Raw genomic sequence first — 24853 nt, forward strand, 5'->3', positions numbered from 1 at the left:
AGACAAACTGGGACTGGCTACACAGCTGGAAAATCATCAGATAAATGAAGGGAAACAAAAATGAAAAAAACGCTCGCAACGTTATTTTTATTAACGTGTCTGGGATCATCATCCGCCTATGCGGATAACGCTTTGATTTTACAAACTGATTTTAGCCTGAAAGATGGTGCCGTCTCGGCGATGAAAGGGGTCGCATTCGGCGTTGACCATAATCTTAAAATCTTTGATTTAACACACGAAATTCCACCGTATAACATCTGGGAAGGCGCTTATCGCCTGTATCAGACTGCCAGTTACTGGCCGCAAGGTTCGGTGTTTGTTAGCGTGGTCGATCCGGGCGTAGGCACTGACCGTAAATCGGTAGTGCTGAAAACCAAAAACGGTCAATACTTCGTTTCACCAGATAACGGTACGCTCACTTTGGTGGCACAAACTCTGGGTATTGATAGCGTCCGGGAAATCGACGAAAAAGCTAACCGCCTGAAAGGTTCTGAAAAGTCATATACCTTCCATGGTCGCGATGTATATGCCTACACTGGTGCGCGTCTGGCTTCCGGAGCGATTACGTTCGAACAGGTGGGGCCAGAGCTTCCTGCAAAAGTTGTCGAACTTTCTTATCAGAAAGCAAAAGCAACAAAAGGTGAAGTGAAGGGCAATATCCCGATTCTCGATATTCAGTACGGCAACGTCTGGAGCAATATCAGCGACGAGTTGCTGAATCAGGCAGGAATCAAACTCAACGACACGTTGTGTGTGACCATTTCCGAAGGTTCCCAGCAAAAATACGCAGGGAAAATGCCGTATGTCGCAAGCTTCGGCGATGTGCCGGAAGGCCAGCCGATGGTGTATCTGAACAGCTTATTGAATGTTTCCGTGGCGCTGAATATGGATAATTTTGCGCAGAAACATCAGGTTGCGTCTGGTGCTGACTGGAATATTGATGTGAAGAAGTGCGCTAAGTAAGGTGCTGATGCGGAATGCGGTGTGGCGCACCGCATCCCGCAACGTCACACCGTCTCCAACCGGGCATAAGCCGCCACCAGCCATTTAATACCCTGGCCCTGGAACGCCACCTGCAAACGGCTATGCTCACCGCTGCCTTCCATATTGACAATGGTGCCTTCACCAAACTTAGCGTGGCGTACGCGCTGGCCGAGCTTGTAGCCGCTGTCGTTCTCGACCATCGGCGTACCCATCCGTTGATGGCTGACCGGGCGGCTTACCGTGGCGCGCAGGCGCACCTCTTCCACACACTCTTCCGGCAGCTCGCCGATAAAGCGCGACGGGCGATGGTAAACTTCTTTGCCATACAGACGGCGGGTTTCCGCGTAGGTCAGCGTCAGTTTCTGCATCGCGCGGGTTACGCCAACGTAGGCCAGACGGCGTTCTTCTTCCAGACGCCCACCTTCATCCAGCGACATCTGGCTTGGGAACATGCCCTCTTCCATACCGACGATAAACACCTGCGGGAACTCCAGACCTTTCGCCGAGTGTAGCGTCATCAACTGCACCGCATCCTGCCAGGTATCCGCCTGCCCCTCGCCCGCTTCCAGTGCCGCATGGGAGAGGAACGCCTGCAGCGGCATTAAATCTTCGTCTTCTTCGTTGTAGCTGAACTGGCGCGTCGCCGTCACCAGTTCCTCTAAGTTTTCGATACGCGTCTGGCCTTTTTCGCCTTTCTCCTGCTCGTACATTGTGCGCAGGCCGGAGTCTTTAATTACCCGGTCAGTCTGTACATGCAGCGGCATATCGGCAGTTTCCTGCGCTAAGGCGTCGATCAGTTCCATAAACCGCTGTAAGGCACTGGCAGCACGTCCGGCGAGGGCTTTTTCCTGCAACAGTTCACGACATGCCTGCCAGAGTGTTAACTGGCGATCGCGCGATGTCTGACGTACCACGTCCAGCGTCCGGTCACCAATACCCCGCGTTGGTGTATTCACCACGCGCTCAAAGGCCGCGTCGTCATTACGGTTGGCAATCAGGCGCAGATACGAGAGCGCATCTTTGATTTCCTGGCGTTCGAAGAATCGCATCCCGCCGTAAATACGGTACGGCATACTTGCCTGTAACAGTGCTTCTTCCAGCACACGCGACTGGGCGTTGCTGCGGTAGAGAATGGCGCACTCGGCAAGCGCCCCGCCGTTGTCCTGCCAGGTTTTGATACGGTTAACCACAAAACGCGCTTCATCGAGTTCGTTAAAAGCGCAATAGAGGGAAATAGGCTCACCATCCGCGCCATCGGTCCACAGTTTTTTACCCAAACGCCCGTTGTTGTTTTCAATCAGGGCGTTCGCGGCGCTCAGAATATTGCTGGTAGAGCGGTAGTTCTGCTCCAGACGGATAGTTTCAGCACCGGGGAAATCATTGAGGAAACGCTGAATATTCTCGACCTGCGCCCCACGCCAGCCGTAGATTGACTGGTCGTCATCGCCAACGATCATCACTTTGCCGGTGTCGCCCGCCAGCAGGCGGATCCACGCGTACTGAATGTTGTTGGTATCCTGGAATTCGTCTACCAGGATGTTAGTAAAACGTTCGCGGTAGTGTTGCAGAATATGCGGCTTGTTAAGCCACAGCTCGTGCGCGCGTAGCAGCAGTTCCGCGAAGTCCACCAGGCCCGCGCGGTCACACGCTTCCTGATACGCCTGATACACCTTCTGCCAGGTCTGCTCCACCGGATTACCGTAGCTTTGAATATGATGTGGACGCAGGCCTTCATCTTTCTGGCTGTTGATGTACCACATTGCCTGGCGCGGCGGCCACTGCTTCTCGTCGAGGTTCATCGCCTTGATTAGGCGTTTGAGCAGGCGTAGCTGGTCCTCGCTGTCGAGGATCTGAAAATCCTGCGGCAGATTGGCGTCCATATGGTGCGCACGCAGCAGACGGTGCGCCAGCCCGTGGAAGGTGCCGACCCACATGCCGCCCTGGCTGGTGCCCATCAGCTGCCCGATACGATGACGCATCTCCGCCGCCGCTTTGTTGGTAAACGTTACCGCCATAATCGAATATGGCGAGCAGTTTTCCACGCTCATCAGCCAGGCGATACGGTGCACCAGTACGCGCGTCTTACCACTGCCCGCGCCCGCCAGCACCAGAAGGTTGCTGCGTGGCGCGGCCACCGCTTCGCGCTGTTTGTCATTAAGGCTGTCGAGCAGGTAAGAAACGTCCATTGGCACCGCCGCGTAAAAATAGGTTGGGCGGAGAAGCGCAACGCCCTCCGCCAAAAAGCTGGGTATATATACAGATTTGCTGATTATATCAGCGAGGTCAGAGATGCCAACCGGGAAATTTCCAGATGCGGGAGTAAACGGCTGTCCCAGGTTTGCATCAGATCGCCATTTTCCGGTCTGATCCAACAAGCCTGCATTCCGCTGCGAATTGCCCCACCCACGTCAGTGGTGAGATCGTCCCCAACATGTAAGATCTCGCCGATCGGCACGTTGAGTTTTTCCGCAGCCAGAAAGTACATATCGCTGAACGGTTTTGAGCGCCCGTGCGGGCCAGCGCGCAGCACAAACTCAAAATAATCCCCTAAACCAAACAGCTCCGGCTGGGCGTTACCGTTGGTGATCGCCACCAGCGGCCATTTCTTCGCCAGCTGTTTTAAGGTGTCGTGGGTTTGCTGCGGAACATCGATTCGGCTGCGCCATTTGGCAAAGTTGATCATTGCTGCGTGTGCGCCTGCACTGGCTTCTTCGGCACTCAGCCCGGCGTCGAGCATGGCTTGTTCAATCGAACGAAAACGCCAGCGCGTCACGTCGTGATAAATCTCGGGTTCCGCTTCCCGTACCGCCTGGCGCAGGCGTTGCAGATCTTCATTCTGGAAGCTGCGCAGCGCCGGATGATAATTTTGCACAAAGGTAAGCGCCTCTCGCTCGGTGCGCAAAATCACCGGACGGTTATCGTAAAGGGTATCATCCAGGTCAAAGGTGAGCGCCGAGATGCGCCCCAAAGGCCGGTAAAAACGCATTATTTCCCCCGTTTGGCGCGTGGATGCGCCGCATCGTACACCGAGGCAAGGTGTTGAAAATCAAGATGAGTATAGATTTGCGTGGTGGAGAGGTTGGCATGACCCAGCAGCTCCTGCACACCACGAAGATCGCCGCTCGACTCCAGCATATGCGTAGCGAACGAGTGACGTAATTTATGCGGGTGAACGTGATTATTCAGCCCTTGTTTTATGCCCCATTCGGCAAAGCGTTTCTGCACATTACGCGCGGAGATACGCTTGCCCAGTTTCGACAGAAAAAGCGCATCGTCTTCGCTTCCAAACAGGTCGCGCAAATCAAGCCAGTGCTCAATCCACGCCACAGCGTTGCGACCAATCGGCAGGCGGCGCTCTTTGCTGCCTTTTCCCATCACCCACACTTCACCAGACTCCAGGTCGAGGTGTTTGATATCGAGCCCCACCAGCTCGGAAAGACGCAGACCCGCGCCGTACATCACTTCCAGCATTGCCCGATCGCGCACAGCGAGGGGATCGTTGATATCAATATCCAGCAGCCGATTCATATCGTCGACGTCGATGTTTTTCGGCAGATGACGCGGCGCTTTCGGTGCCGAAACACCTTTCGCCGGGTTAGCTTTGAGCTCGTTCTGGCTGACCAGCCAGTCAAAAAAGCTACGTAGCGCAGAAAGCCGTAACGCCAAACTTGCAGCTCCCAGCCCTTTACGGCGACTGCGTACAGCGAAATTGCGCACCATCGTCACATCATATTGCTGCCAGCTTTGCAGGCCGTTTTCGCTGGCAAAATTGATGATCGCCTCAAGCTGACGCTGGTAGTTAAGCAGGGTTATCGGGCTTAGCTGGCGCTCCACGCTCAGATAACGTAGGTAGCGTTCTACATCGGTGTGTAAATCGGTCATACGCGTTCAATCCAACGCTCCAGAAGCTCCGGCAACATCAGCGCAATTTCATGAAGTAACTGCGTTCCCTGCCCTTGTTGATAGTGACTGGCATCGCGACTGGTAAACAGCACAACACCCAAATCAGCATCGCTTCCCAGCATCGACATCGCCACCGATCCCACCGCTTTCGCTTCCGGTAGCACCACCAGAAGCTCCGGTCCGTTAAGCGGCCCCAGATAGTGCTGTTCCTGCCCCAGACGCTGAATACGCAGCGGTTCGAAAGACTGACGGCTTAATGCCAGATGAGTGTGGTTCGACGGCGCACCTAAGCGCCAGCGATCTGGAAACAGGCGCAGACTCGCACCTGCCAGGCCGAGATCGCGCGCCCAGCGGTGAAAGCGCATCAGCATATCGTCGAGACTGCTGGCGGCGGTGAGACTACGCTGCAGGTAGAGTAAGCGATAAAACAGGCCTTCGTTGGCGATAGCCTGTTCCATCAACAGCGCCATGTTCTCTTCCAGAACATGAATATGATTACGTGCGCGGGCCATGTGCCATTCGACCAACGAAACGGTGCCGCGTACCGGATGCGGCACACGTATCGCTTCAACTGCGCGCGCATTGCGGATAAAAAACTCAGGATTTTTAATCAGATAATCGACAACCGCCCGGTCATCAAGCTCCGTGAGTGTTTCCTGCAGTTCTTCCCCTGGTTGCTTCATAGATGAATAAATCCGTCGTAGACATGTACCGCCGGGCCAGTCATATATAACGGGTGACCCGGACCTTTCCAGGCGATATCAAGACGACCGCCGGGGAGTTCCACGCGTACTTCTTCGGCCAGCAAACCTTGCTGGATCCCTACCGCCACCGCCGCACACGCGCCGCTGCCGCAGGCCTGGGTTTCTCCTGCCCCACGCTCATAAACGCGTAAACGAATATGCTCGCGCTTAACCACTTGCATAAAACCGATATTGGCGCGCTCCGGAAAACGCTCGTGGCTTTCCAGAACAGGACCAAGCGTTTCTACCGCCGCGGTATCGACATCATCGACCTGAATCACGCAGTGCGGATTTCCCATCGACACCACGCCGCATAAGATTGTCTGCTCGGCGGCGCGCATAATATAGGTCTTTTCCGCTTTGTTAGCGCGAAATGGCACGGCAGAAGGTTCGAAGTTGGGTTCGCCCATATTGACGCGGACCAGATCATCATTGGTGACGGTCAGAACCATCCGTCCGTTGGCGGTGCTGACGCGGATATCGCGCTTATTGGTCAGCCCTTTCAGACGCACAAAACGGGCAAAGCAGCGCGCGCCGTTGCCGCACTGCGCCACTTCACTGCCATCAGCATTGAAAATGCGATAGTGAAAATCCAGTTCAGGATCATACGGTGGCTCAACCACCAGCAGTTGGTCAAACCCTACCCCCAGGTGCCGATCCGCCAGGCGACGAATCAGCTCCGGTGAAAAAAAGACATTCTGCGTTACCGCGTCGACGACCATAAAATCGTTGCCAAGGCCATGCATTTTCGAGAACTGCATCATTTACTCCAATCACGCGGGTACAGAAACTGACTTTTAGTAATTCACCTGGGATGGACCATCGCCAGTGGCGCGGTCGTTTTTATCCGGCACTGTGGATTGCGTTTGCGTCTCTACCGGTTTGGTCGGCGGCGGTGCGTTTTTATCTGCAGGCGGGAAATAGAGCGGACCTTTCAGACCGCAGCCCGTCAGGCTGAAGAGAGTAAGTAATACAGTGAGTGCCTTAAACACGTTTTTCATTATGGATTGCCTGTAAAGTTCATCGCTTTCTGCTTTCTATCATCGCAGGAGAAGGCGTAAAAGCAAGCGTTTAGCGACTCTTTATGAAGTCTGAAAAGTGAGGAAATGCTGCGAGTATAACGCTTACTCGTGGCGATTTATGTTTTGCTGGTAGTTTCGTGATCGGCACCTCGCGCCAGGATGGCTTTATGCACTATCGCAATGTGGTTTGTTTGTTGGCTTGTTCGTTGTTTTTATCGTCGGCATGGGGATGTCGGCTTGATGAGCCGGAACATAATATTTACCAGAAACAGGGAAAAGGCGTGGTGTATTTGCGCCCTTATGAAAAGACCAATCTTTCGCTATATAGAGACATTATTATTCCGTTGACGGATGATTCATGCCAGAACGCAGAAGACGAGCAAACTTTGAAGCCCTGACCCCATGCCGCTATACTGCCGCCATCACTTAAAAACAGGATACAACAATGAACGACAGTGAATTTCATCGCCTGGCTGATCAACTGTGGCTGACCATTGAAGAGCGTCTGGACGACTGGGATGGCGACAGCGATATCGACTGTGAAATCAACGGCGGTGTACTGACCATTACCTTTGAAAACGGCAGCAAAATCATTATCAACCGCCAGGAGCCGCTGCACCAGGTATGGCTGGCAACCAAACAAGGCGGCTACCATTTTGATCTGAAAGGCGATGAGTGGATTTGCGATCGTAGCGGCGAAACCTTCTGGGATTTGCTGGAACAGGCGGCGACGCAGCAGGCGGGTGAAACAGTCAGTTTCCGCTAAGATTGCATGCCGGATAAGCCTCGCTTTCCGGCACGTTCATCACGAAAAATACTGCTGTAATAGCGGCGTATCGTGATCCTGATTGGCAGGCGGCATGTTGCCAATCGATTTGGTGCGGAACGGAATCACCTGTTCACGACCATCAACCTTCACAATCTGATAGAACTGCGGCAGGTTGAAGTTGATGAAGCTTGAGCCGTAGGTAAAACGGTCGTGCGATGACGAGTAGAAGCGACTGACGTCACGCACCAGCTCCTCTTTGCTGCCTTCGCAGTGGTGATACACCTCAACCCGGTTGCTTTCGTCGAGAATGTAGATATTAAAGCCATTCTCGTCTTGCGTTTCTTCGAAGAAGAACTGGATGATCCCTTCGCTGGCAAAGCCGTCCACCACCGCCGGTAATTTGACGTGATTGGTTTCAACCTGCACTGACAGGCCGTGCAGTTTGTTATGCGAAATAGCGCCATAAAACTCGATGGCATTTTCTAGTTTCTGTACCGATACATTCAGGCGCTCGAAGAATAAGCCCCAGGTTTGACCAGAAACGCGCAGCGCCTTGAAGCGCCCGGTTTCCTGGCGGGTGCTGGAAAGACGCAGTTCAATGCACTCAGAAACCAGTTGCTGCACGCGAGTACGGATTAATCCGCGCAGATGCTGGCTGTAGCAGAAGACTTCCACGCTATCTGGCGGTGCGGCGTCCTGATGCATTTTACCGAGAATGGTTTTCAGGGCTTCGATCATCGACTGCTCGCCGTTGAAGTGCAACGTACGCACTTCGTTCCACGAGTTGCGGTACAGCAGGTCCACGCTACCTACCAGGCAATTTTGATTCTCGCCAAAGCTGAAGACGTCCAGCTTACGGAAATCAAAATGCACCACCTGATTGCGGAACGCAGCTGTCGGGTCATATTCCAGGTTAACGATAATCGCCAGATGGCGAATTTCACACGGGCTGTAGAGCGCTTTTGGCGTCGGTGCAGGCAGGCGCAGCGGGAAATGGTGTGACACATCGGCGACCATCTCCTGCAACTTAGGCAAATCGACAATGCCGTTGCCTTTAATATACAAGCGGGTACGCGAGGTCAGCAGGCCGTTAAACCATGCCCACGCCACCAGTTTATTCAGGTAACGGTTATATTCCAGCGGCTGATGGCTGATGATCGACTCAATATTTGGCGCGCGGTTATACAGATACCAACCTGAACGGTTAGCCCGGCCCGGCGGCACATAAATAAAGGTCAGATTCGGTTCCGAGAGATCGGGTGAAATCTGCGGGTTTACCAGCGTCACTTTACCCGGCAATGCTTCAAACGCGGCATACAGCTTACGCGTCAGCACGCCGATATCCTGCGGACTGGCGGAGACGCTAAGGTTATTGCGGCGCGCAAAGCGAATCAGATTACGGTAGCTCTGCATCATCGCGTCGAGCAACTCGTTGTGCGCCTCACGTACCTGATCAATCTTCCAGTTAGCGCGGTTATCGAGCATTGCCAGACGAGCATCGTCCCATTCCCACTCTTTCACTAACTGGGTTAGCACTTCACGACGCCAGCCTACGCAGGCGCGTTCACGGCTGAGTTTTTCGCACACTTTTAAATAGAAGCAGCGGCGTACTAAATCCAGACGAGTGAAATCTTCAATCGCCGTCAGGTATTCAGTAACACGCTCCAGCATCATGCAGTAAGGATCGAGGCCAAACGACACAATCTCGCCGTCGTGCAAACGCTGTTTGATATCTTTCGCCAGCAGACGTGGGTTCGGGTATTCCCAGGAATAGGCTTCCAGCAGCAGTGTTTTCAGCACCGCTTTGTATGGGGAATCAATACTCTTGTAGAGCTGCCAAAGGCTGGCACCAAAGTACTCTTCAGCAGAAAGCGAGCTTAAGCCACCGAGATCCAGCCATTCATTTGGCGTCAGCACGCCCTGCGCGTAAAGCGTCATCACATAGTCGTCGTAATGCTCTTCTTCGTCGCACGGCACCATATTCCACAGAATACGCTTACCAGCGAGACGCACGGCGGTACGGTAAAATTCGTCAAGCAGCAGTATATGCTGGGTGGAGCCACAATCTTCGCCCCCCAGGCTGCCGCTTTCATTATGACGGAAGCGATTTTCATCAATCAGGAAGAAGCTAACTTCCACGCCCAGCGAGGCGGCCCAGCTTTCCAGCAGGCTGCATTTACGTTGTAGTAACTGGCGCTCTTCGCTATCAAGCCAGGATTGATGACAGACCCAGATATCCAGGTCAGAGGAACAACTTTGCCCTACGGACGAGGTGCTGCCCATGGTGTATACACCAGTAATTGGAAGCTCACCTTTCGGCGGATCCTGTACTGACATTCCACGATACAGTTCAAGCTCGTTCAGGTAGTGGCGTTGAGTTTCATCAGGCGTGTAAAGGCAAATGCCTTTGGGAACGTTACCATCAAGGTAACCCGGCATTAGCGGATGGTGATAGTGCAACAATGTCGGCAGTAGACTGTAGACCTGTTGGAATGCAGGCCCCATAGCAGCAAGCGCGCGATCCACACGCAATTGATTTATGGCATCCAGTCTCTGTTTCAGAGTCTCAATATAGAGGTACAAGACGTATCGCCTGATTTGCTACCCGTCATGACTGTGATTCCGCCAACATCAACGGTAACACGCGGCATTCGGGATATTTCGTATGTCAAAGGTAACCGTTACCACTTTTCGCGCCTGGTTTTTTTAGTTTCACGACGAAAAAATGGTCTAAAACGTGATCAATTTAACACCTTGCTGATTGACCGTAAAGAAAGATGCGCTACATACAAGTGTAGCACCGTTTATTCTCTGTAAATTCCTTATTACGACGGCGTGAAACGCCTGTCAGGATCCACTGCCAGACCTCATTTTACGGTTTGCGCAGGCGTCTACGTTTCACCACAACACTGACATCGCTCTGGCAAGGATGTTAGGATGGGCCACGGATGATAATGACGGTAACAAGCATGTTAGACAATGTTTTAAGAATTGCCACACGCCAAAGCCCACTTGCACTCTGGCAGGCACACTATGTCAAAGACAAGTTGATGGCGAGCCATCCGGGCCTGGTCGTTGAACTGGTACCGATGGTGACGCGCGGCGATGTGATTCTTGATACGCCGCTGGCGAAAGTAGGCGGAAAAGGCTTATTTGTAAAAGAGCTGGAAGTCGCGCTCCTCGAAAATCGCGCCGATATCGCCGTACATTCAATGAAAGATGTGCCGGTTGAATTCCCGCAAGGTCTGGGACTGGTCACTATTTGTGAGCGTGAAGATCCTCGCGATGCCTTTGTGTCCAATAACTATGACAGTCTGGATGCGTTACCGGCAGGCAGTATCGTCGGGACGTCCAGTTTACGTCGCCAGTGCCAACTGGCTGAACGCCGCCCGGATCTGATTATCCGCTCCCTGCGCGGCAACGTCGGCACTCGCCTGAGCAAACTGGATAACGGCGAATACGATGCCATCATTCTTGCCGTAGCCGGACTAAAACGTTTAGGTCTGGAGTCACGCATTCGCGCCGCGTTGCCACCCGAGATTTCTCTTCCGGCGGTAGGACAAGGTGCGGTCGGTATTGAATGCCGCCTTGATGATACACGCACTCGCGAGCTGCTTGCCGCGCTGAATCACCACGAAACTGCACTGCGCGTTACCGCAGAACGCGCCATGAATACCCGTCTCGAAGGCGGATGTCAGGTACCAATTGGTAGCTACGCCGAGCTTATTGATGGCGAAATCTGGCTGCGTGCGCTGGTCGGCGCGCCGGACGGTTCGCAGATTATTCGCGGTGAACGCCGCGGTGCGCCGCAAGATGCCGAACAAATGGGGATTTCGCTGGCAGAAGAGCTACTGAATAACGGCGCGCGCGAGATCCTTGCTGAAGTCTATAACGGAGACGCCCCGGCATGAGTATCCTGGTCACCCGCCCGTCTCCCGCTGGAGAAGAGTTAGTGAGCCGTCTGCGCACACTGGGGCAGGTGGCCTGGCATTTTCCGCTGATTGAGTTTTCTCCGGGTCGACAATTACCGCAACTTGCTGATCAACTTGCAGCGCTGGGGGAGAGCGATCTGTTGTTTGCCCTCTCGCAACACGCGGTTGCTTTTGCCCAATCACAGCTGCATCAGCAAGATCGTAAATGGCCCCGACTACCTGATTATTTCGCCATTGGACGCACCACCGCACTGGCGCTACATACTGTAAGCGGACAGAAGATTCTCTACCCGCAGGATCGGGAAATCAGCGAAGTCTTGCTACAATTACCTGAATTACAAAATATTGCGGGCAAACGTGCGCTGATATTACGTGGCAATGGCGGTCGTGAGCTAATTGGGGATACCCTGACGGCGCGCGGTGCTGAGGTCACTTTTTGTGAATGTTATCAACGATGCGCAATCCATTACGATGGTGCAGAAGAAGCGATGCGCTGGCAATCCCGCGAGGTGACGACGGTCGTTGTTACCAGCGGTGAAATGTTGCAGCAACTCTGGTCGCTGATCCCACAATGGTATCGTGAGCACTGGTTACTACACTGTCGACTATTGGTCGTCAGTGAGCGTTTGGCGAAACTCGCCCGGGAACTGGGCTGGCAAGACATTAAGATCGCCGATAACGCTGACAACGATGCGCTTTTACGGGCATTACAATAACTCTCATAACAGGAAGCCATAATGACGGAACAAGAAAAAACCTCCGCCGTGGTTGAAGAGACCAGGGAGGCCGTGGACACCACGTCACAACCTGTCGCAACAGAAAAAAAGAGTAAGAACAATACCGCATTGATTCTCAGCGCGGTGGCTATCGCTATTGCTCTGGCGGCGGGCGTCGGTTTGTATGGCTGGGGTAAACAACAGGCCGTCAATCAGACCGCCACCAGCGATGCCCTGGCTAACCAACTGACGGCATTGCAAAAAGCCCAGGAGAGCCAAAAAGCCGAGCTGGAAGGCATTATCAAGCAACAGGCTACGCAGCTTGAACAGGCGAATCGTCAGCAAGAAACGCTGGCAAAACAGTTGGATGAAGTCCAACAAAAGGTCGCCACCATTTCCGGCAGCGATGCTAAAACCTGGCTGCTGGCTCAGGCCGATTTTCTGGTGAAACTCGCAGGACGGAAGCTGTGGAGCGATCAAGACGTCACGACCGCTGCAGCGTTGCTGAAAAGTGCAGATGCCAGCCTGGCGGATATGAATGACCCGAGTCTGATTACCGTTCGTCGGGCAATTACCGATGATATCGCCAGCCTTTCTGCGGTATCGCAGGTGGATTATGACGGCATCATCCTTAAGCTTAATCAGCTTTCAAATCAGGTAGATAACCTGCGTCTGGCCGATAATGACAGCGATGGTTCGCCGATGGATTCCGACGGTGAAGAGCTTTCCAGTTCCATCAGCGAATGGCGTATCAATCTACAAAAAAGCTGGCAGAATTTTATGGACAACTTCATTACGATTCGCCGTCGTGATGACACCGCCGTACCGCTGTTAGCGCCAAATCAGGATATCTATCTGCGCGAAAATATTCGCTCTCGCCTGCTGGTCGCAGCACAAGCTGTACCGCGTCACCAGCAAGAGACTTATCGCCAGGCGCTGGAGAACGTCTCCACCTGGGTACGTGCTTACTACGATACTGATGATGCCACCACCAAAGCGTTCCTCGACGAGGTGGACCAGTTAAGCCAGCAAAATATCTCGATGGATCTTCCGGAAACCCTGCAAAGCCAGGCGATGCTGGAAAAACTGATGCAGACTCGCGTGCGTAACCTGCTGGCACAACCGGCAGCGGGGACAACGGAAGCTAAACCTGCACCTGCACCTGCACCTGCACCTGCACCTGCACCTGCACCGCAAGCTGATACTCCGGCAGCCGCGCCGCAAGGAGAATAACCATGCTAAAAGTGTTATTGCTCTTTGTTTTGCTGATTGCGGGGATAGTGGTTGGCCCGATGATTGCCGGTCATCAGGGTTACGTGCTGATCCAGACCGACAACTACAATATCGAAACCAGCGTCACTGGCCTGGCGATTATTTTGATTCTGGCGATGGTAGTGCTGTTTGCCATTGAGTGGCTACTGCGGCGGATCTTCCGCACAGGCGCACACACCCGTGGGTGGTTTGTCGGACGTAAGCGTCGCCGTGCCCGTAAGCAGACCGAGCAGGCGCTGCTGAAACTAGCGGAAGGCGATTATCAGCAAGTTGAAAAGCTGATGGCGAAAAATGCCGATCACGCTGAACAACCGGTGGTGAACTATCTACTGGCTGCCGAAGCCGCGCAACAACGTGGTGATGAAGCACGCGCCAACCAACATCTGGAACGTGCAGCGGAGCTGGCCGGCAACGACACCATTCCGGTAGAAATCACCCGTGTACGTCTTCAACTGGCCCGTAATGAAAACCATGCTGCACGCCACGGCGTGGATAAGCTGCTGGAAGTTACGCCACGCCATCCGGAAGTATTACGTCTGGCGGAACAGGCGTATATCCGCACAGGTGCATGGAGTTCGCTGCTGGATATCATCCCATCAATGGCGAAAGCCCACGTTGGCGATGAAGAACATCGTGCAATGCTGGAACAACAGGCATGGATTGGCCTGATGGATCAGGCGCGCGCCGATGACGGTAGCGAAGGTTTGCGAAACTGGTGGAAAAACCAAAGCCGGAAAACGCGTCATCAGGTGGCGTTACAGGTGGCAATGGCGGAACATCTTATTGAATGTGACGATCATGATACTGCTCAGCAAATTATCATCGACGGCCTGAAACGCCAGTATGATGATCGTCTGCTGCTGCCGATCCCGCGTCTGAAAACCAATAACCCGGAACAGCTGGAAAAAGTGCTACGCCAGCAAATCAAAAACGTCGGTGATCGCCCGCTGTTGTGGAGCACATTGGGTCAGTCACTGATGAAGCACGGTGAATGGCAGGAAGCATCGCTCGCCTTCCGCGCGGCGCTGAAACAACGTCCGGACGCCTACGATTACGCATGGCTCGCCGACGCGCTGGACAGACTGCACAAACCAGAAGAAGCTGCAGCGATGCGCCGCGACGGTTTGATGTTAACGTTGCAGAACAACCCGCCACAGTAGTTCTTTCTCACCCGGAGGCAAGCACCTCCGGGACCTTTCTGATACATAAAAAAACGCCTGCTCTTATTACGGAGCAGGCGTTAAAACAGGTCTGTATGACAACAAGTGGGTGCTTCACTCAACGTTGTGTCCATGGTGTCTGATGAGGCATAAGCGACATCTGTCAGTGGACGATAAGCACCGTAAACGGCTCTGCGTCATTCCGGAGTTTATGAGGCACTAAGGCGAACATAAGAGATGGAATGAGCATCTACTCGTTTATTATGCCACAGAGAACCGGGAAATAACATCCCTTAACACTTTTTATGAGATAATTCTGTAATCCTCTTTGCTTCCTGAGTAATAACTTCCTGAGTGAATATTTCTCCTGCGCACGATTCTACACATATATATAATGAATAATAAAAGTCATTCAATTAATAACATATATATTAATTGCCGTTAAAACTAAAAACAGCATCAATAATCAACGCGATATAACATCACCGCCTTACATATCACCTGCGCCAGAGGTAGGATTGAAAACGCTCTCCTGATTTTCCAATTCATTATCTGGATAAATAAATAATTTATTTTCATCACTATTATTTATGCAATCATCCTGTCAGGGAGAGGGATCTCAATTATCAATGCTTAATTACGTCAACATTTTGACGACATGAAACCGGAGCATTTTGCATGGAATTTTCGTTTTCACCCAAACTTCTTGTTGTGGCTGTCGCCGCCGCTCTTCCACTCATGGCCAACGCAGCAGATACCCCGTCAACCGCCACCGCACGCAAAGGCTTTGCCGGATACGATCACCCAAACCAGTATCTGGTTAAACCGGCGACCACTATTGCCGACAACATGATGCCGGTGATGCAGCATCCTGCACAAGACAAAGAAACCCAGCAGAAGCTGGCAGAACTTGAGAAAAAAACCGGTAAGAAACCGAACGTGGTTGTTTTCTTGCTGGATGATGTGGGCTGGATGGATGTTGGCTTTAACGGCGGCGGCGTGGCGGTGGGTAATCCTACACCAGATATCGACGCCGTTGCCAGCCAGGGGCTGATTTTAACTTCGGCGTATTCTCAACCGAGTTCTTCCCCAACCCGCGCCACGATTCTTACCGGACAATACTCCATCCACCACGGCATTCTGATGCCGCCAATGTACGGGCAACCGGGCGGTCTGCAAGGGTTAACCACTCTGCCGCAGTTGCTGCACGATCAGGGCTACGTCACTCAGGCCATCGGGAAATGGCATATGGGGGAAAACAAAGAGTCGCAGCCGCAGAACGTTGGCTTTGATGATTTCCGCGGCTTTAACTCGGTATCCGATATGTATACCGAATGGCGTGATGTTCACGTCAACCCGGAAGTCGCCCTGAGCCCGGATCGTTCTGAATACATCCAAAAACTGCCGTTCAGCAAAGATGACGTTCATGCCGTGCGCGGCGGTGAACAGGAAGCCATTGCCGACATTACGCCGAAATATATGGAAGACCTGGATCAACGCTGGATGGAATATGGCGTTAAGTTCCTCGACAAGATGGCGAAGAGCGATAAGCCTTTCTTCCTCTACTACGGCACTCGCGGCTGTCACTTCGATAACTACCCAAATGCGAAATATGCGGGTAGCTCTCCGGCGCGCACCTCTTACGGCGACTGCATGGTGGAGATGAACGATATCTTCGCCAATCTGTATAAAGCACTGGAGAAAAACGGTCAGCTTGATAACACGCTGATTGTGTTCACCTCTGATAACGGTCCGGAAGCCGAAGTTCCGCCACACGGTCGCACGCCGTTCCGCGGTGCGAAAGGTTCTACATGGGAAGGCGGCGTTCGTGTGCCAACCTTCGTTTACTGGAAAGGCATGATCCAACCGCGTAAATCTGACGGCATTGTCGATCTGGCGGATCTCTTCCCTACGGCGCTGGATCTGGCGGGGCATCCTGGGGCGAAAGTAGCGAATTTAGTACCGAAAACCACCTTTATCGATGGTGTGGACCAGACATCTTTCTTCCTGGGAACAAATGGTCAGTCTAACCGTAAGGCCGAGCACTACTTCCTCAACGGTAAACTTTCTGCTGTGCGTATGGATGAGTTCAAGTATCACGTCCTGATCCAGCAACCGTACGCGTATACCCAGAGCGGGTATCAGGGTGGATTCACCGGCACAGTAATGCAAACGGCGGGATCGTCGGTGTTTAACCTGTACACCGATCCGCAGGAAAGCGACTCCATCGGCGTGCGCCATATCCCAATGGGTGTACCGCTACAGACCGAAATGCACGCGTATATGGAGATCCTGAAAAAATATCCACCACGCGCGCAGATTAAATCTGATTAAGCCGGCGCTATCGCTACATCGGGCCACACTGACCTTGCCGGATGCGACGTGAACGCCTTATCCGGCAATTAACCGCAGGCGGCCACAAAATGGCCGCTTTTTTACTTATTCACCACCATCAAATGCGCCTGCATAATGTCGCTGGCCGGACGACCGTGCGCCAGCAAATCAGCCATTGCTTTAAGATATGGCGGTAGATGGCGGAAATAACGCTGATACCCGGCACACAAATAATTCAGCCCGGGTTTGCCGCTGGCATCGAGCATAAAGCGGTGTTTCGGACAGCCTCCCCAGCACGCTTTTAACACGTTGCAACTGCGACACTGCGCCGGTAACTGCTTAAATTTATCTTCACCAAACACCTGCTGTTGCGGGGAATCTACCATTTCTGCAATTGTTTGCTGGTGCATATTCCCCAGTCGATATTGCGGATAAACATAGTGATCGCAGGCGTAAACGTCGCCGTTGTGTTCAACAATCACCGAGCGCCCACAGGTTGGCTGATGATGGCAAACCGCACCTGGCGCACCAACAAAATTGGCAAACGCCCATTCGATATTCATCACGAAAATCTTGCCGACGTCGCGTTTGATCCAGTGGTCGAATATCGCCACCAAAAATTCACCGAACTCATCGGGGCGTACCGACCATTCCGTCAGTTCGCCCTGAATATCGCCGGGAGCATGTAGCTTAAGTCCAGCATGAGCAGCCGTTTCATCAGCCAGGCGCTCGACCACCGGAATAAACTGGATGAACTCAGCGCCTGCATCACACAGAAAATCATAGACTTGCAAAGGTTGTAACGCACTGGTGCGATTAACGCAGACCAGCACGTTATAGTCGACATGATGTTTTTGCAGGAGCGTCAGGGCACGCATCACCAGCTTATGCGTTGGTCTGCCGCCTTTGGTCACGCGATATTGATTGTGGATCTCAGCCGGACCATCCAGCGATAACCCTACAAGAAAATGATTTTCTGCCAGAAATGCACACCATTCGTCATCAAGCAGAACGCCGTTAGTCTGGAAGCTGTTACTTATCTTCCTGCCAGCACCATATTTCGCCTGTAGCGCCACGGCACGGCGGTAAAAATCCAGCCCGAGTAACGTTGGTTCGCCGCCCTGCCAGGTAAAAGCCACTTCGTTTTGGGTTTCGCTGGCAGCGATATAGTGACGGACATACGCTTCCAGCGTGTCATCGTCCATATGCGTGACTGGCTTTTCGCGGTAAAGGGATTGTTTTTCGAGATAAAAACAGTAGTCACAGTTCAGATTACAATCGGAACCGCTCGGTTTCGCCATCACATGAAAAGCACGCGTTGGAACCTGTTGCAGCATGGTCGCTCCTTGCCTGAAGTCATCCTTCAATAAGTTAAGGGCGAAATCATACCGTGGCGCAATGAGTTATTACGGGCGTTTATTGCGAAGGGAAAGAGACGAAATGCACAGAAAACAAAAAACCCCGCCGAAGCGGGGTTCAAAATTGGTCGGCGAGAGAGGATTCGAACCTCCGACCCACTGGTCCCAAACCAGTTGCGCTACCAAGCTGCGCTACTCGCCGAAATACTGCTTTTTGAATTTTTAGTTCAATTCTTTAAAGTCGTGGTGCGAGGGGGGGGACTTGAACCCCCACGTCCGTAAGGACACTAACACCTGAAGCTAGCGCGTCTACCAATTCCGCCACCTTCGCATTGTCACAACTTCTAATAATGGGGTGGCTAATGGGATTCGAACCCACGACAACTGGAATCACAATCCAGGGCTCTACCAACTGAGCTATAGCCACCACTACAAATCTTGTTACGCGGTATTACTACCACCGCAGCTCAAGCGCCGGGACTAAATGGCGCGCCCGACAGGATTCGAACCTGAGACCTCTGCCTCCGGAGGGCAGCGCTCTATCCAGCTGAGCTACGGGCGCTTAGCGCCGTTGCGGGGGTGGATAATACGGACTTCCCACCCCTCTGTCTAGTCCCTTTTTAAATAAATTGCGCGTTTGGTTACGATTTGTGCGTTTTGCTGCTTATTCCTCCAGTTTATGCGCTTTACCGTGGCGATTAAGCCCAAAAATTTTATAAATCGCCGTCACCGCCAGCATAAAGATGATGCCGACAAACAGCGACATACGCGTATCTTCATTAAAGTACATGCCGATCAAAACGCAAATCAGGAATGCCATTGTTACGTAGTTGGCCCACGGGAACAGGATTGAGCGGAACGGATGGCTGGCAATCGCCGCTTTATGCGCACGACGAAAACGCAGCTGGCTTATCAATATCACAAACCATGGCACCATCCCCGGAAGCACGCTGGCACTGTAGACGTAGACAAACACACGCTGCGGATTGGGAATGATGTAGTTCAGGCATGAGCCAATTAACAGGATAGCAATAGATACTGCCACACCCGCAACCGGTACGCCGTTACGGGAAACTTTCGCCATCGCCGTCGGTAACTGACGGTTTTTCGCCAGTGCGTAGAGCATACGTCCGCAACTGTACATGCCGCTGTTACAGCCAGAGAGCGCAGCCGTCAGCACCACAAAGTTGATAATGCCCGCCGCTGCGGTAATGCCGATTTTGGCGAAAGTCAGTACGAACGGGCTACCGTTGCTGCCTATTTCATTCCACGGGAAGATAGTAACGATAACGAAAATCGCGCCTACGTAGAAAATCAGAATCCTCCACAGCACTTTGCCTACTGCACTGCGCAGCGTCACCTGCGGATTCTTCGCTTCACCAGCGGTAATGCCAATCAGCTCCACGCCCTGGTAGGACGCCACCACAATACACAATGCGGTCAGGAACCCTTTCCAGCCCCCCGCAAAGAAACCGCCATGCTCTGTGAGGTTGCTAAAACCAATCGACTGCCCGCCATTGCCAAAGCCAAAGAAAATCACGCCCAGGCCAATGACAATCATCACGATAATCGTGGTGACTTTGATCATCGCGAACCAGAACTCGATTTCGCCGTACAACCGCACCGCCGCCAGATTCGCCAACGCCACCAGCGCCACCGCGATCAATGCGGGTATCCACTGCGCCATCTCCGGGAACCAGAACTGGACATAAACGCCAATGGCGGTGATTTCTGAGATCCCCACCGCCATCCACATAAACCAGTAAGACCAGGCGGTGAGATAGCCAAAGAACGGGCTCATATAACGATGCGCATAAACGGCGAACGAACCGGTAACCGGTTCGAGGAATAACATTTCGCCCATTGAACGCATGATGAAAAAGACGAACAGCCCGGCGATGATATAGGCCAACAATACGGATGGCCCGGCCCATTTCAGGGTACTGGCGGCCCCCATAAACAGGCCGACGCCAATGGTGCCCCCCAGGGCGATGAGTTCGATATGTCGAGCTTCCAGCCCACGCTGTAGCTCTGGTTTGTTATCTGCCATAAATCCTCGTGTTGTGTTTGCATGCTTTCCGGTGTTACCGGTTATCGTTATGGGTACATCGAGTGTTGCGAATGTTTTCGTAATTCAGGAGAAATGGCAAATAAAGCATTAAAAATTTGAATGCTTTGTGTAATAAAAAAGCAGGAAGGCGACGAAGTGACCACTCCGTCGCTTTACAGAGAGAGGAAAATCAGAGGTTGCCGGTGTAATGCCAGCGTAAATAACGCAGCAAACGAAGCTGACGCTTAATGCGGCTCGGCTGCGAAAGCAGGCGGTAGAGCCACTCCAGCCCCAGCGTTTGCCAGATTTTCGGTGCACGTTTTACGTGACCGGTGAAAACATCATAAGTCCCGCCAACGCCCATATACAGCGCATCTGGATGCACCAGACGGCAGTCGCGCATGAAGATCTCCTGCTTTGGCGATCCCATCGCAACGGTGACGATTTGCGCTCCGCTGGCATGAATGCGTTCAAACAGCATCTGACGCTGCTCGGGTTTAAAATAACCATCCTGACTGCCAACGATATTCACATTCCACTGGTTGCGTAGTTTAGCTTCAGTTTGCGCCAGCACTTCAGGTTTACCGCCCACCAGAAATACCGGCGTCCCTTCTTTGCCTGCGCGCGCCATCAGCTCTTCCCAGAGATCGGCCCCGGCAACGCGGGAAACCTGCGCCTGCGGGTACTTTTTACGTACTGAACGTACAACGCTGATGCCATCCGCATATTTAAATTCGGCAGCGTTAATTAACTCCCTGACCTCGGCGTTATCTTCAATGGTCAGCATTTTTTCAGCATTAATGGCAACCAGCGTTCCCTGCTTAAGCTGCCCGTCAGCGAACAGATAATCGAGGGCGTGCTGCATATCACGCCAACCGATCAACTGTAAGCCACGCAGCGTATAGGTCGGTGCCGTGGTGTTGTTATTCATTGTTATCCTTCAACCTGCGTCCGGAGCGATGATTTTGTACGTTTATGAATGAGTCCGGCGCTTTCAAAAAGCCAGTACAGCAGTTTTGCGATCATCAGACATGCGCCGAAGACCACGATAAAAAAGACTACGCGTGAGACAAACGAATCCAGCCCTTCACGCGCCAGCACGATCATATTGAAGATCGCCCCAAAGCAGAAACTGTGCAATATCGCAGCTTTATAGCGATTAGGCTCGCGGTTGCCCAGCTCATACAGCCAGTCGAACCATTTGATGATCAGACCAACCACGATCGCCCCGAGCGGGATGAACAACGCGCCGCCCATCACCACCAGTGAGCCTATAAGCGTAGGCGAGATCGCCAGCCCGGAGTGGTTATTCAGCACTTCCCAGGTAAAGTAGTTGGCGGAGTTCAGTACCATACTCGGGCGACCCGGCCACAGCCAGGAAGGGATAAAGACATAGAAATCGCGGACAATGGGAGCCAGACCCTGGAAGTCGATGTTGTCGTAGTTCTGCAACAGCAATGCCAGATTCTCCCACGGCGAAAAGGTATCGCGGGTGAGATAGAGAAACGTATAGAACGCTTCATCACCGCTCACATTCATTCCATAGCGTTTTAGCGCCAGCCAGAACATGCCAACAATCCCCAGCACGCCCGCTGCCGCCAGCATCCACAACGAAATCCAGCCGTGAATAATGCCAATAAACAGGAAGATAGCGAATGCGATAATGATATTGGCGCGAGTGCCGCCGACAATCATATAAGTCAGCAAGCCAAAAGCGACCGTGCTGACGAGGAAAAACAGCCACGCTTTGCTGTCCTGGCGCAGAAAGTAGACCACCAGCATCGCCGGGATGAAAAAGTAAAAGAAGCGTTTTAACGCCACGCCGGAGACTTCACTGGAGAAGATCTGACTGTAGGAGTTAAGCCGGAACAGCAAAAATCCGTTGTGCATGAAGAAGATGCCGACGCTTACCAGCGCGATGCCCATCAGGATCACCCACGTGAGATTGGTCTCCACGCGGTTCATGGTAAACAGCGGACGGCGCGGTACATCGGCAACGCGTTTGCGTAGGCGGGTTTTGTAGGTGACGTAGTAAACCGCGTAGAAGCAGCCCGCAGAAAGCAACGCCTGCAACAAGATTTCTGGCGGCGCGACACCAACATCAAAGCGAAATACCAGCACGCTGGTCAGCGGGAAGCCGAAGAAAAAGGTGAGCAAAAACAGCAATGAAAAGAAGACATTGAAGTTAAAACGCACACGGCGAAACTCAAACCAGGTCAGCGTGGCAATAAACAGCGTGCAGAGCAGCCAGACAACAAACAAGCCACTGAATTGCAGCAGACTCATGCGACCTCCCCGGCGGCAATCGCCAACGCCCGCTGCCAGCCTTGCAGATAGTTCGGGCTAAAGAAGGCAATGGTGTTTTTATCCACCGACGCCAACTGGCGCTGCGCTTCACGCACAATATCCTCGTTGAGATCGTCGGTAGTAAACAGCACCGGCAAATGCTGTTCCGTCATATCCTGCCAGAACGGATTTTCCCGGTTAAGCACACAAGGAATGCCCGCCTGAATCAGTAAGCACAGCGTACCAATGCCCTGCTGGCGGGCAAAAATAAAGTAACCAAGATCGCACTGACGAAGTAGCGCCAGATAGGCGTCAAATTCCAGTTTTTCGTTCAGAATTTGCAGATTTTCTTCGCTGAATAACGCTAGCCCCGCCTGACGAACTTCCTCGATGTACGCTTCGTTATTAGGCGGATATCCCATCGGCACCACCACTTTTACCGTATCGCCAAATTGCTGATGAACGGCGCGCAAGGCAGCAATATGCTCATTGCTGCGGTCGCCGGAGTTGCCCACCAGAATGGTCATTTTCCCTTCACGTTGCCGATCGTTCGCCATCGTATTGAGCGAAGGATCCATCCGCGTCGGGAAGTACAGCAGTTCGCCCCGCACCTTTGGGTGCGTTTTGGCAAAAAAGCTCAAATCACCGCGGGTGGCAAATACACAGCCGACTCGCTTTTGCGCCAGGCGACGTAGTGGGTAAAAAAGCTTATATCTCAAGCCACTGGAAAGCTCATACAGGTCTGCCCCCCAGATATGCCAGAAAAACTGGCTGGGCTTAATGCCACCACTCAGCAGAGCCAGCCACAGTGTGGGATTGAACTGACCGTGGAAAAAAAATCGCTGCTGACGGTTAGCTTTTGCTTTCGCGATGACCGCTTCCGCCAGCGATTTTTTCCCAGGGAAAAATTGCACAGAAAGCGCCGGACAGCTATCACTTAAGCCGTCGTCCTTGCCAACAACCATAAACTCGCGCGCGTGATCGCTCGTCGCGGCCAGCGCGTCGTTGAAAAACCGCAAAACGGTTCGGTTATGGTGAGGGATATCCGATCCCAGTACGTGAATCAGTACAGTCATGCCCGCCTACGCCAGAGTAAAAACACGCCACAACAAAGAGAAAAATAGACGATATAGGTTGCCATATAGGCCTGCGCCGCGCCCAGTGCACCATGCGCAGGGATTAGCCAGTGGGCAAATACCATCAATAAAGTGAACTGGCTGACTTCCGCCAGAATATAAAACCGCAGTGACGCTTTGGCGATCACCAGATAACCAAAGACATAAGCGCCCACTTTTAACACATCACCCACCAACTGCCAGGCAAAGAGATCGCGCATAGCGGTAAATTTATTCGACAACAGCAGCCAGATAGCAAAATCACGCAGCAACCAGACGGTAAAACTCGCCGCCGCCACTGCCGGTAAGACGAATTTTAGCGATTTAACCACTTCCCGGGTGATATCGCGCTTTTCCGTTAGCCGCGACAACGTGGGCAGCAAATATACGCTGAACGATGCCGTAATAAATTGCAGGTAGGCATCGGAAATACTGCTCACCCCTTGCCAGATCCCCACCTCATCCCAGCTATACTGCGCCGCCAGCAGTTTACGCATCATGATGTAAGCAACAGGCAAGGTCACCGACGTAATCAACGCCATGAGCGTAAATTTGCTCAACTGCCCTGCCAGACCGTTATCCCAGCTGGGTTTCAGATAGCTTAACGGGATGACACCACGTTTGATCAACATGATGGCGGCAGGAATTACCACCAGCGCGGGAATCAGCGCCAGACCCAGCAACGCCCCTTCATAACCGCCCAAACGGTAACTGACGTAGTACGCGAGAACGCCAATCAGGCTGCCGACAATCAGGGATAACGCATTACCTGCGGCATCGCGAAAGCCTTTCATCAACGCCAGTAACAGGTTGCCCCAGGCAATCCCCATTTGCACCAGCGCCACTAAACGCACCAGTCCCTGATAGTCGGTATTACCAAACAATCCCTGGCTGATTGGCGCTGCTGCCAGCACAAAAACCAGCGCCATTAGCGTAGAGAAGCCAAGTACCATCGCTGATGAAGTGCCGACCACGCGGCGCAGCTGTTGGGGATTATCATGGTACTGAGCAACGTATTTGGTTACGCCATTAAAGATGCCAGCCCCGGCAAGCACGCCGAGCACGGTAATCAACTGGCGGAAATTTGCCGCCAGCCCAAGCCCCGCCGGACCAAATGACACCGCCAGCAACTTACCGACCAGTAACCCGGCACCAATCTTGACCAGTGTACTGGCCGCCGTCCACAAGGACGCTTTTGCCAACGACATA

At 52.8% G+C, this 24853-nt stretch carries 20 protein-coding genes, 4 tRNA genes and 1 pseudogene; 8 read left to right on the forward strand and 17 right to left on the reverse strand.

The window, feature by feature from the left end; genetic code table 11:
- Nucleotides 1-60 precede the first annotated feature (60 nt).
- Nucleotides 61-963 carry an S-adenosyl-l-methionine hydroxide adenosyltransferase family protein gene (locus tag ACJHYD_RS20425; RefSeq protein ID WP_000751627.1) on the forward strand — a complete coding sequence of 301 codons (903 nt, stop codon included), beginning with the start codon at nt 61-63 and terminating at the stop codon, nt 961-963.
- A gap of 44 nt (nt 964-1007) precedes the next feature.
- On the opposite strand, the gene uvrD is transcribed toward ACJHYD_RS20425, so the two are convergent.
- From uvrD to lptM, 6 genes are all read right to left on the reverse strand, one after another.
- Nucleotides 1008-3170 carry a DNA helicase II gene (gene uvrD, locus ACJHYD_RS20430; protein WP_000383407.1) on the reverse strand — a complete coding sequence of 721 codons (2163 nt, stop codon included), beginning with the start codon at nt 3168-3170 and terminating at the stop codon, nt 1008-1010.
- Between the two features lie 83 nt (nt 3171-3253).
- On the reverse strand, nt 3254-3970 hold the full coding sequence (gene yigB, locus ACJHYD_RS20435) for a 5-amino-6-(5-phospho-D-ribitylamino)uracil phosphatase YigB (RefSeq protein WP_001213584.1): 717 nt from the start codon (nt 3968-3970) through the stop codon (nt 3254-3256).
- Nucleotides 3970-4866, reverse strand: coding sequence for a tyrosine recombinase XerC (gene xerC / locus ACJHYD_RS20440; RefSeq protein WP_001551974.1), 897 nt, complete (start codon nt 4864-4866; stop codon nt 3970-3972). The genes yigB and xerC overlap by 1 nt, the downstream gene beginning before the upstream one ends.
- Entirely contained in the window at nt 4863-5570 is a 708-nt protein-coding gene (locus tag ACJHYD_RS20445) for a DUF484 domain-containing protein (RefSeq protein ID WP_000812796.1), read from the reverse strand. Before ACJHYD_RS20445 ends, xerC begins: the two co-directional genes overlap by 4 nt.
- Nucleotides 5567-6391: a diaminopimelate epimerase gene (dapF, locus tag ACJHYD_RS20450; protein WP_001160658.1), complete on the reverse strand. Its 825-nt coding sequence runs from the start codon at nt 6389-6391 to the stop codon at nt 5567-5569. Before dapF ends, ACJHYD_RS20445 begins: the two co-directional genes overlap by 4 nt.
- 36 nt (nt 6392-6427) lie before the next feature.
- Nucleotides 6428-6631, reverse strand: a complete 204-nt coding sequence (gene lptM / locus ACJHYD_RS20455) for an LPS translocon maturation chaperone LptM (RefSeq protein WP_000799889.1) — start codon at nt 6629-6631, stop codon at nt 6428-6430.
- A gap of 158 nt (nt 6632-6789) precedes the next feature.
- Between lptM and ACJHYD_RS20460 the strand changes: the two are divergent.
- Together ACJHYD_RS20460 and cyaY are read left to right on the forward strand one after the other, a co-directional pair.
- Nucleotides 6790-6975: pseudogene (locus tag ACJHYD_RS20460) on the forward strand (DKNYY family protein); the annotation flags it as partial.
- A 122-nt stretch (nt 6976-7097) separates the two neighbouring features.
- On the forward strand, nt 7098-7418 hold the full coding sequence (gene cyaY, locus ACJHYD_RS20465; protein ID WP_000999947.1) for an iron donor protein CyaY: 321 nt from the start codon (nt 7098-7100) through the stop codon (nt 7416-7418).
- A gap of 39 nt (nt 7419-7457) precedes the next feature.
- On the opposite strand, the gene cyaA is transcribed toward cyaY, so the two are convergent.
- On the reverse strand, nt 7458-10004 hold the full coding sequence (gene cyaA / locus ACJHYD_RS20470; RefSeq protein WP_000281696.1) for a class I adenylate cyclase: 2547 nt from the start codon (nt 10002-10004) through the stop codon (nt 7458-7460).
- 386 nt (nt 10005-10390) lie between these two features.
- Between cyaA and hemC the strand changes: the two genes are divergently transcribed.
- The 5 genes from hemC to aslA all read left to right on the forward strand — a co-directional run bounded on the left by hemC (nt 10391) and on the right by aslA (nt 16835).
- Nucleotides 10391-11332: a hydroxymethylbilane synthase gene (gene hemC, locus ACJHYD_RS20475; protein WP_001303155.1), complete on the forward strand. Its 942-nt coding sequence runs from the start codon at nt 10391-10393 to the stop codon at nt 11330-11332.
- Entirely contained in the window at nt 11329-12069 is a 741-nt protein-coding gene (gene hemD, locus ACJHYD_RS20480; protein WP_001551970.1) for a uroporphyrinogen-III synthase, read from the forward strand. The genes hemC and hemD overlap by 4 nt, the downstream gene beginning before the upstream one ends.
- Nucleotides 12070-12090: 21 nt before the next feature.
- Nucleotides 12091-13302: a uroporphyrinogen-III C-methyltransferase gene (hemX, locus tag ACJHYD_RS20485; protein WP_049067715.1), complete on the forward strand. Its 1212-nt coding sequence runs from the start codon at nt 12091-12093 to the stop codon at nt 13300-13302.
- Nucleotides 13303-13304: 2 nt separating this feature from the next.
- Complete coding sequence (gene hemY / locus ACJHYD_RS20490) at nt 13305-14501, forward strand: protoheme IX biogenesis protein HemY (protein ID WP_000921783.1); 1197 nt, start codon at nt 13305-13307, stop codon at nt 14499-14501.
- Between the two features lie 678 nt (nt 14502-15179).
- The gene (gene aslA / locus ACJHYD_RS20495) at nt 15180-16835 is read left to right on the forward strand and encodes an arylsulfatase AslA (RefSeq protein ID WP_000395844.1); all 1656 of its coding nucleotides are present in this window, start codon (nt 15180-15182) and stop codon (nt 16833-16835) included.
- A gap of 101 nt (nt 16836-16936) precedes the next feature.
- Here the strand turns inward: aslA and ACJHYD_RS20500 are convergent, their stop codons facing one another.
- The 10 genes from ACJHYD_RS20500 to wzxE all read right to left on the reverse strand — a co-directional run bounded on the left by ACJHYD_RS20500 (nt 16937) and on the right by wzxE (nt 24852).
- Entirely contained in the window at nt 16937-18172 is a 1236-nt protein-coding gene (locus tag ACJHYD_RS20500; RefSeq protein WP_000941552.1) for an anaerobic sulfatase maturase, read from the reverse strand.
- Between the two features lie 146 nt (nt 18173-18318).
- Nucleotides 18319-18395: transfer RNA gene (locus tag ACJHYD_RS20505), tRNA-Pro, on the reverse strand.
- Between the two features lie 42 nt (nt 18396-18437).
- Nucleotides 18438-18524 (reverse strand) — tRNA-Leu (locus ACJHYD_RS20510).
- 20 nt (nt 18525-18544) lie between these two features.
- Nucleotides 18545-18620, reverse strand: a tRNA-His gene (locus tag ACJHYD_RS20515).
- A 58-nt stretch (nt 18621-18678) separates the two neighbouring features.
- Nucleotides 18679-18755 (reverse strand) — tRNA-Arg (locus ACJHYD_RS20520).
- 102 nt (nt 18756-18857) lie between these two features.
- A complete protein-coding gene (thrP, locus tag ACJHYD_RS20525; RefSeq protein WP_000774741.1) occupies nt 18858-20243 on the reverse strand; it encodes a bifunctional threonine/serine APC transporter ThrP in 1386 nt (461 codons plus the stop codon).
- Between the two features lie 190 nt (nt 20244-20433).
- Nucleotides 20434-21174, reverse strand: coding sequence for a lipopolysaccharide N-acetylmannosaminouronosyltransferase (wecG, locus tag ACJHYD_RS20530; RefSeq protein ID WP_001064042.1), 741 nt, complete (start codon nt 21172-21174; stop codon nt 20434-20436).
- A 2-nt stretch (nt 21175-21176) separates the two neighbouring features.
- Nucleotides 21177-22529 (reverse strand): ECA oligosaccharide polymerase, encoded by a 1353-nt coding sequence (wzyE, locus tag ACJHYD_RS20535; RefSeq protein ID WP_001551968.1) that lies wholly within the window; start codon nt 22527-22529, stop codon nt 21177-21179.
- Nucleotides 22526-23605: a TDP-N-acetylfucosamine:lipid II N-acetylfucosaminyltransferase gene (rffT, locus tag ACJHYD_RS20540; protein WP_001551967.1), complete on the reverse strand. Its 1080-nt coding sequence runs from the start codon at nt 23603-23605 to the stop codon at nt 22526-22528. Before rffT ends, wzyE begins: the two co-directional genes overlap by 4 nt.
- Nucleotides 23602-24852, reverse strand: a complete 1251-nt coding sequence (gene wzxE / locus ACJHYD_RS20545; RefSeq protein WP_000050265.1) for a lipid III flippase WzxE — start codon at nt 24850-24852, stop codon at nt 23602-23604. Before wzxE ends, rffT begins: the two co-directional genes overlap by 4 nt.
- Nucleotide 24853 lies beyond the last annotated feature (1 nt).

This window comes from Escherichia sp. WS1368 (assembly GCF_046487485.1).
Classification (GTDB): domain Bacteria; phylum Pseudomonadota; class Gammaproteobacteria; order Enterobacterales; family Enterobacteriaceae; genus Escherichia; species Escherichia coli.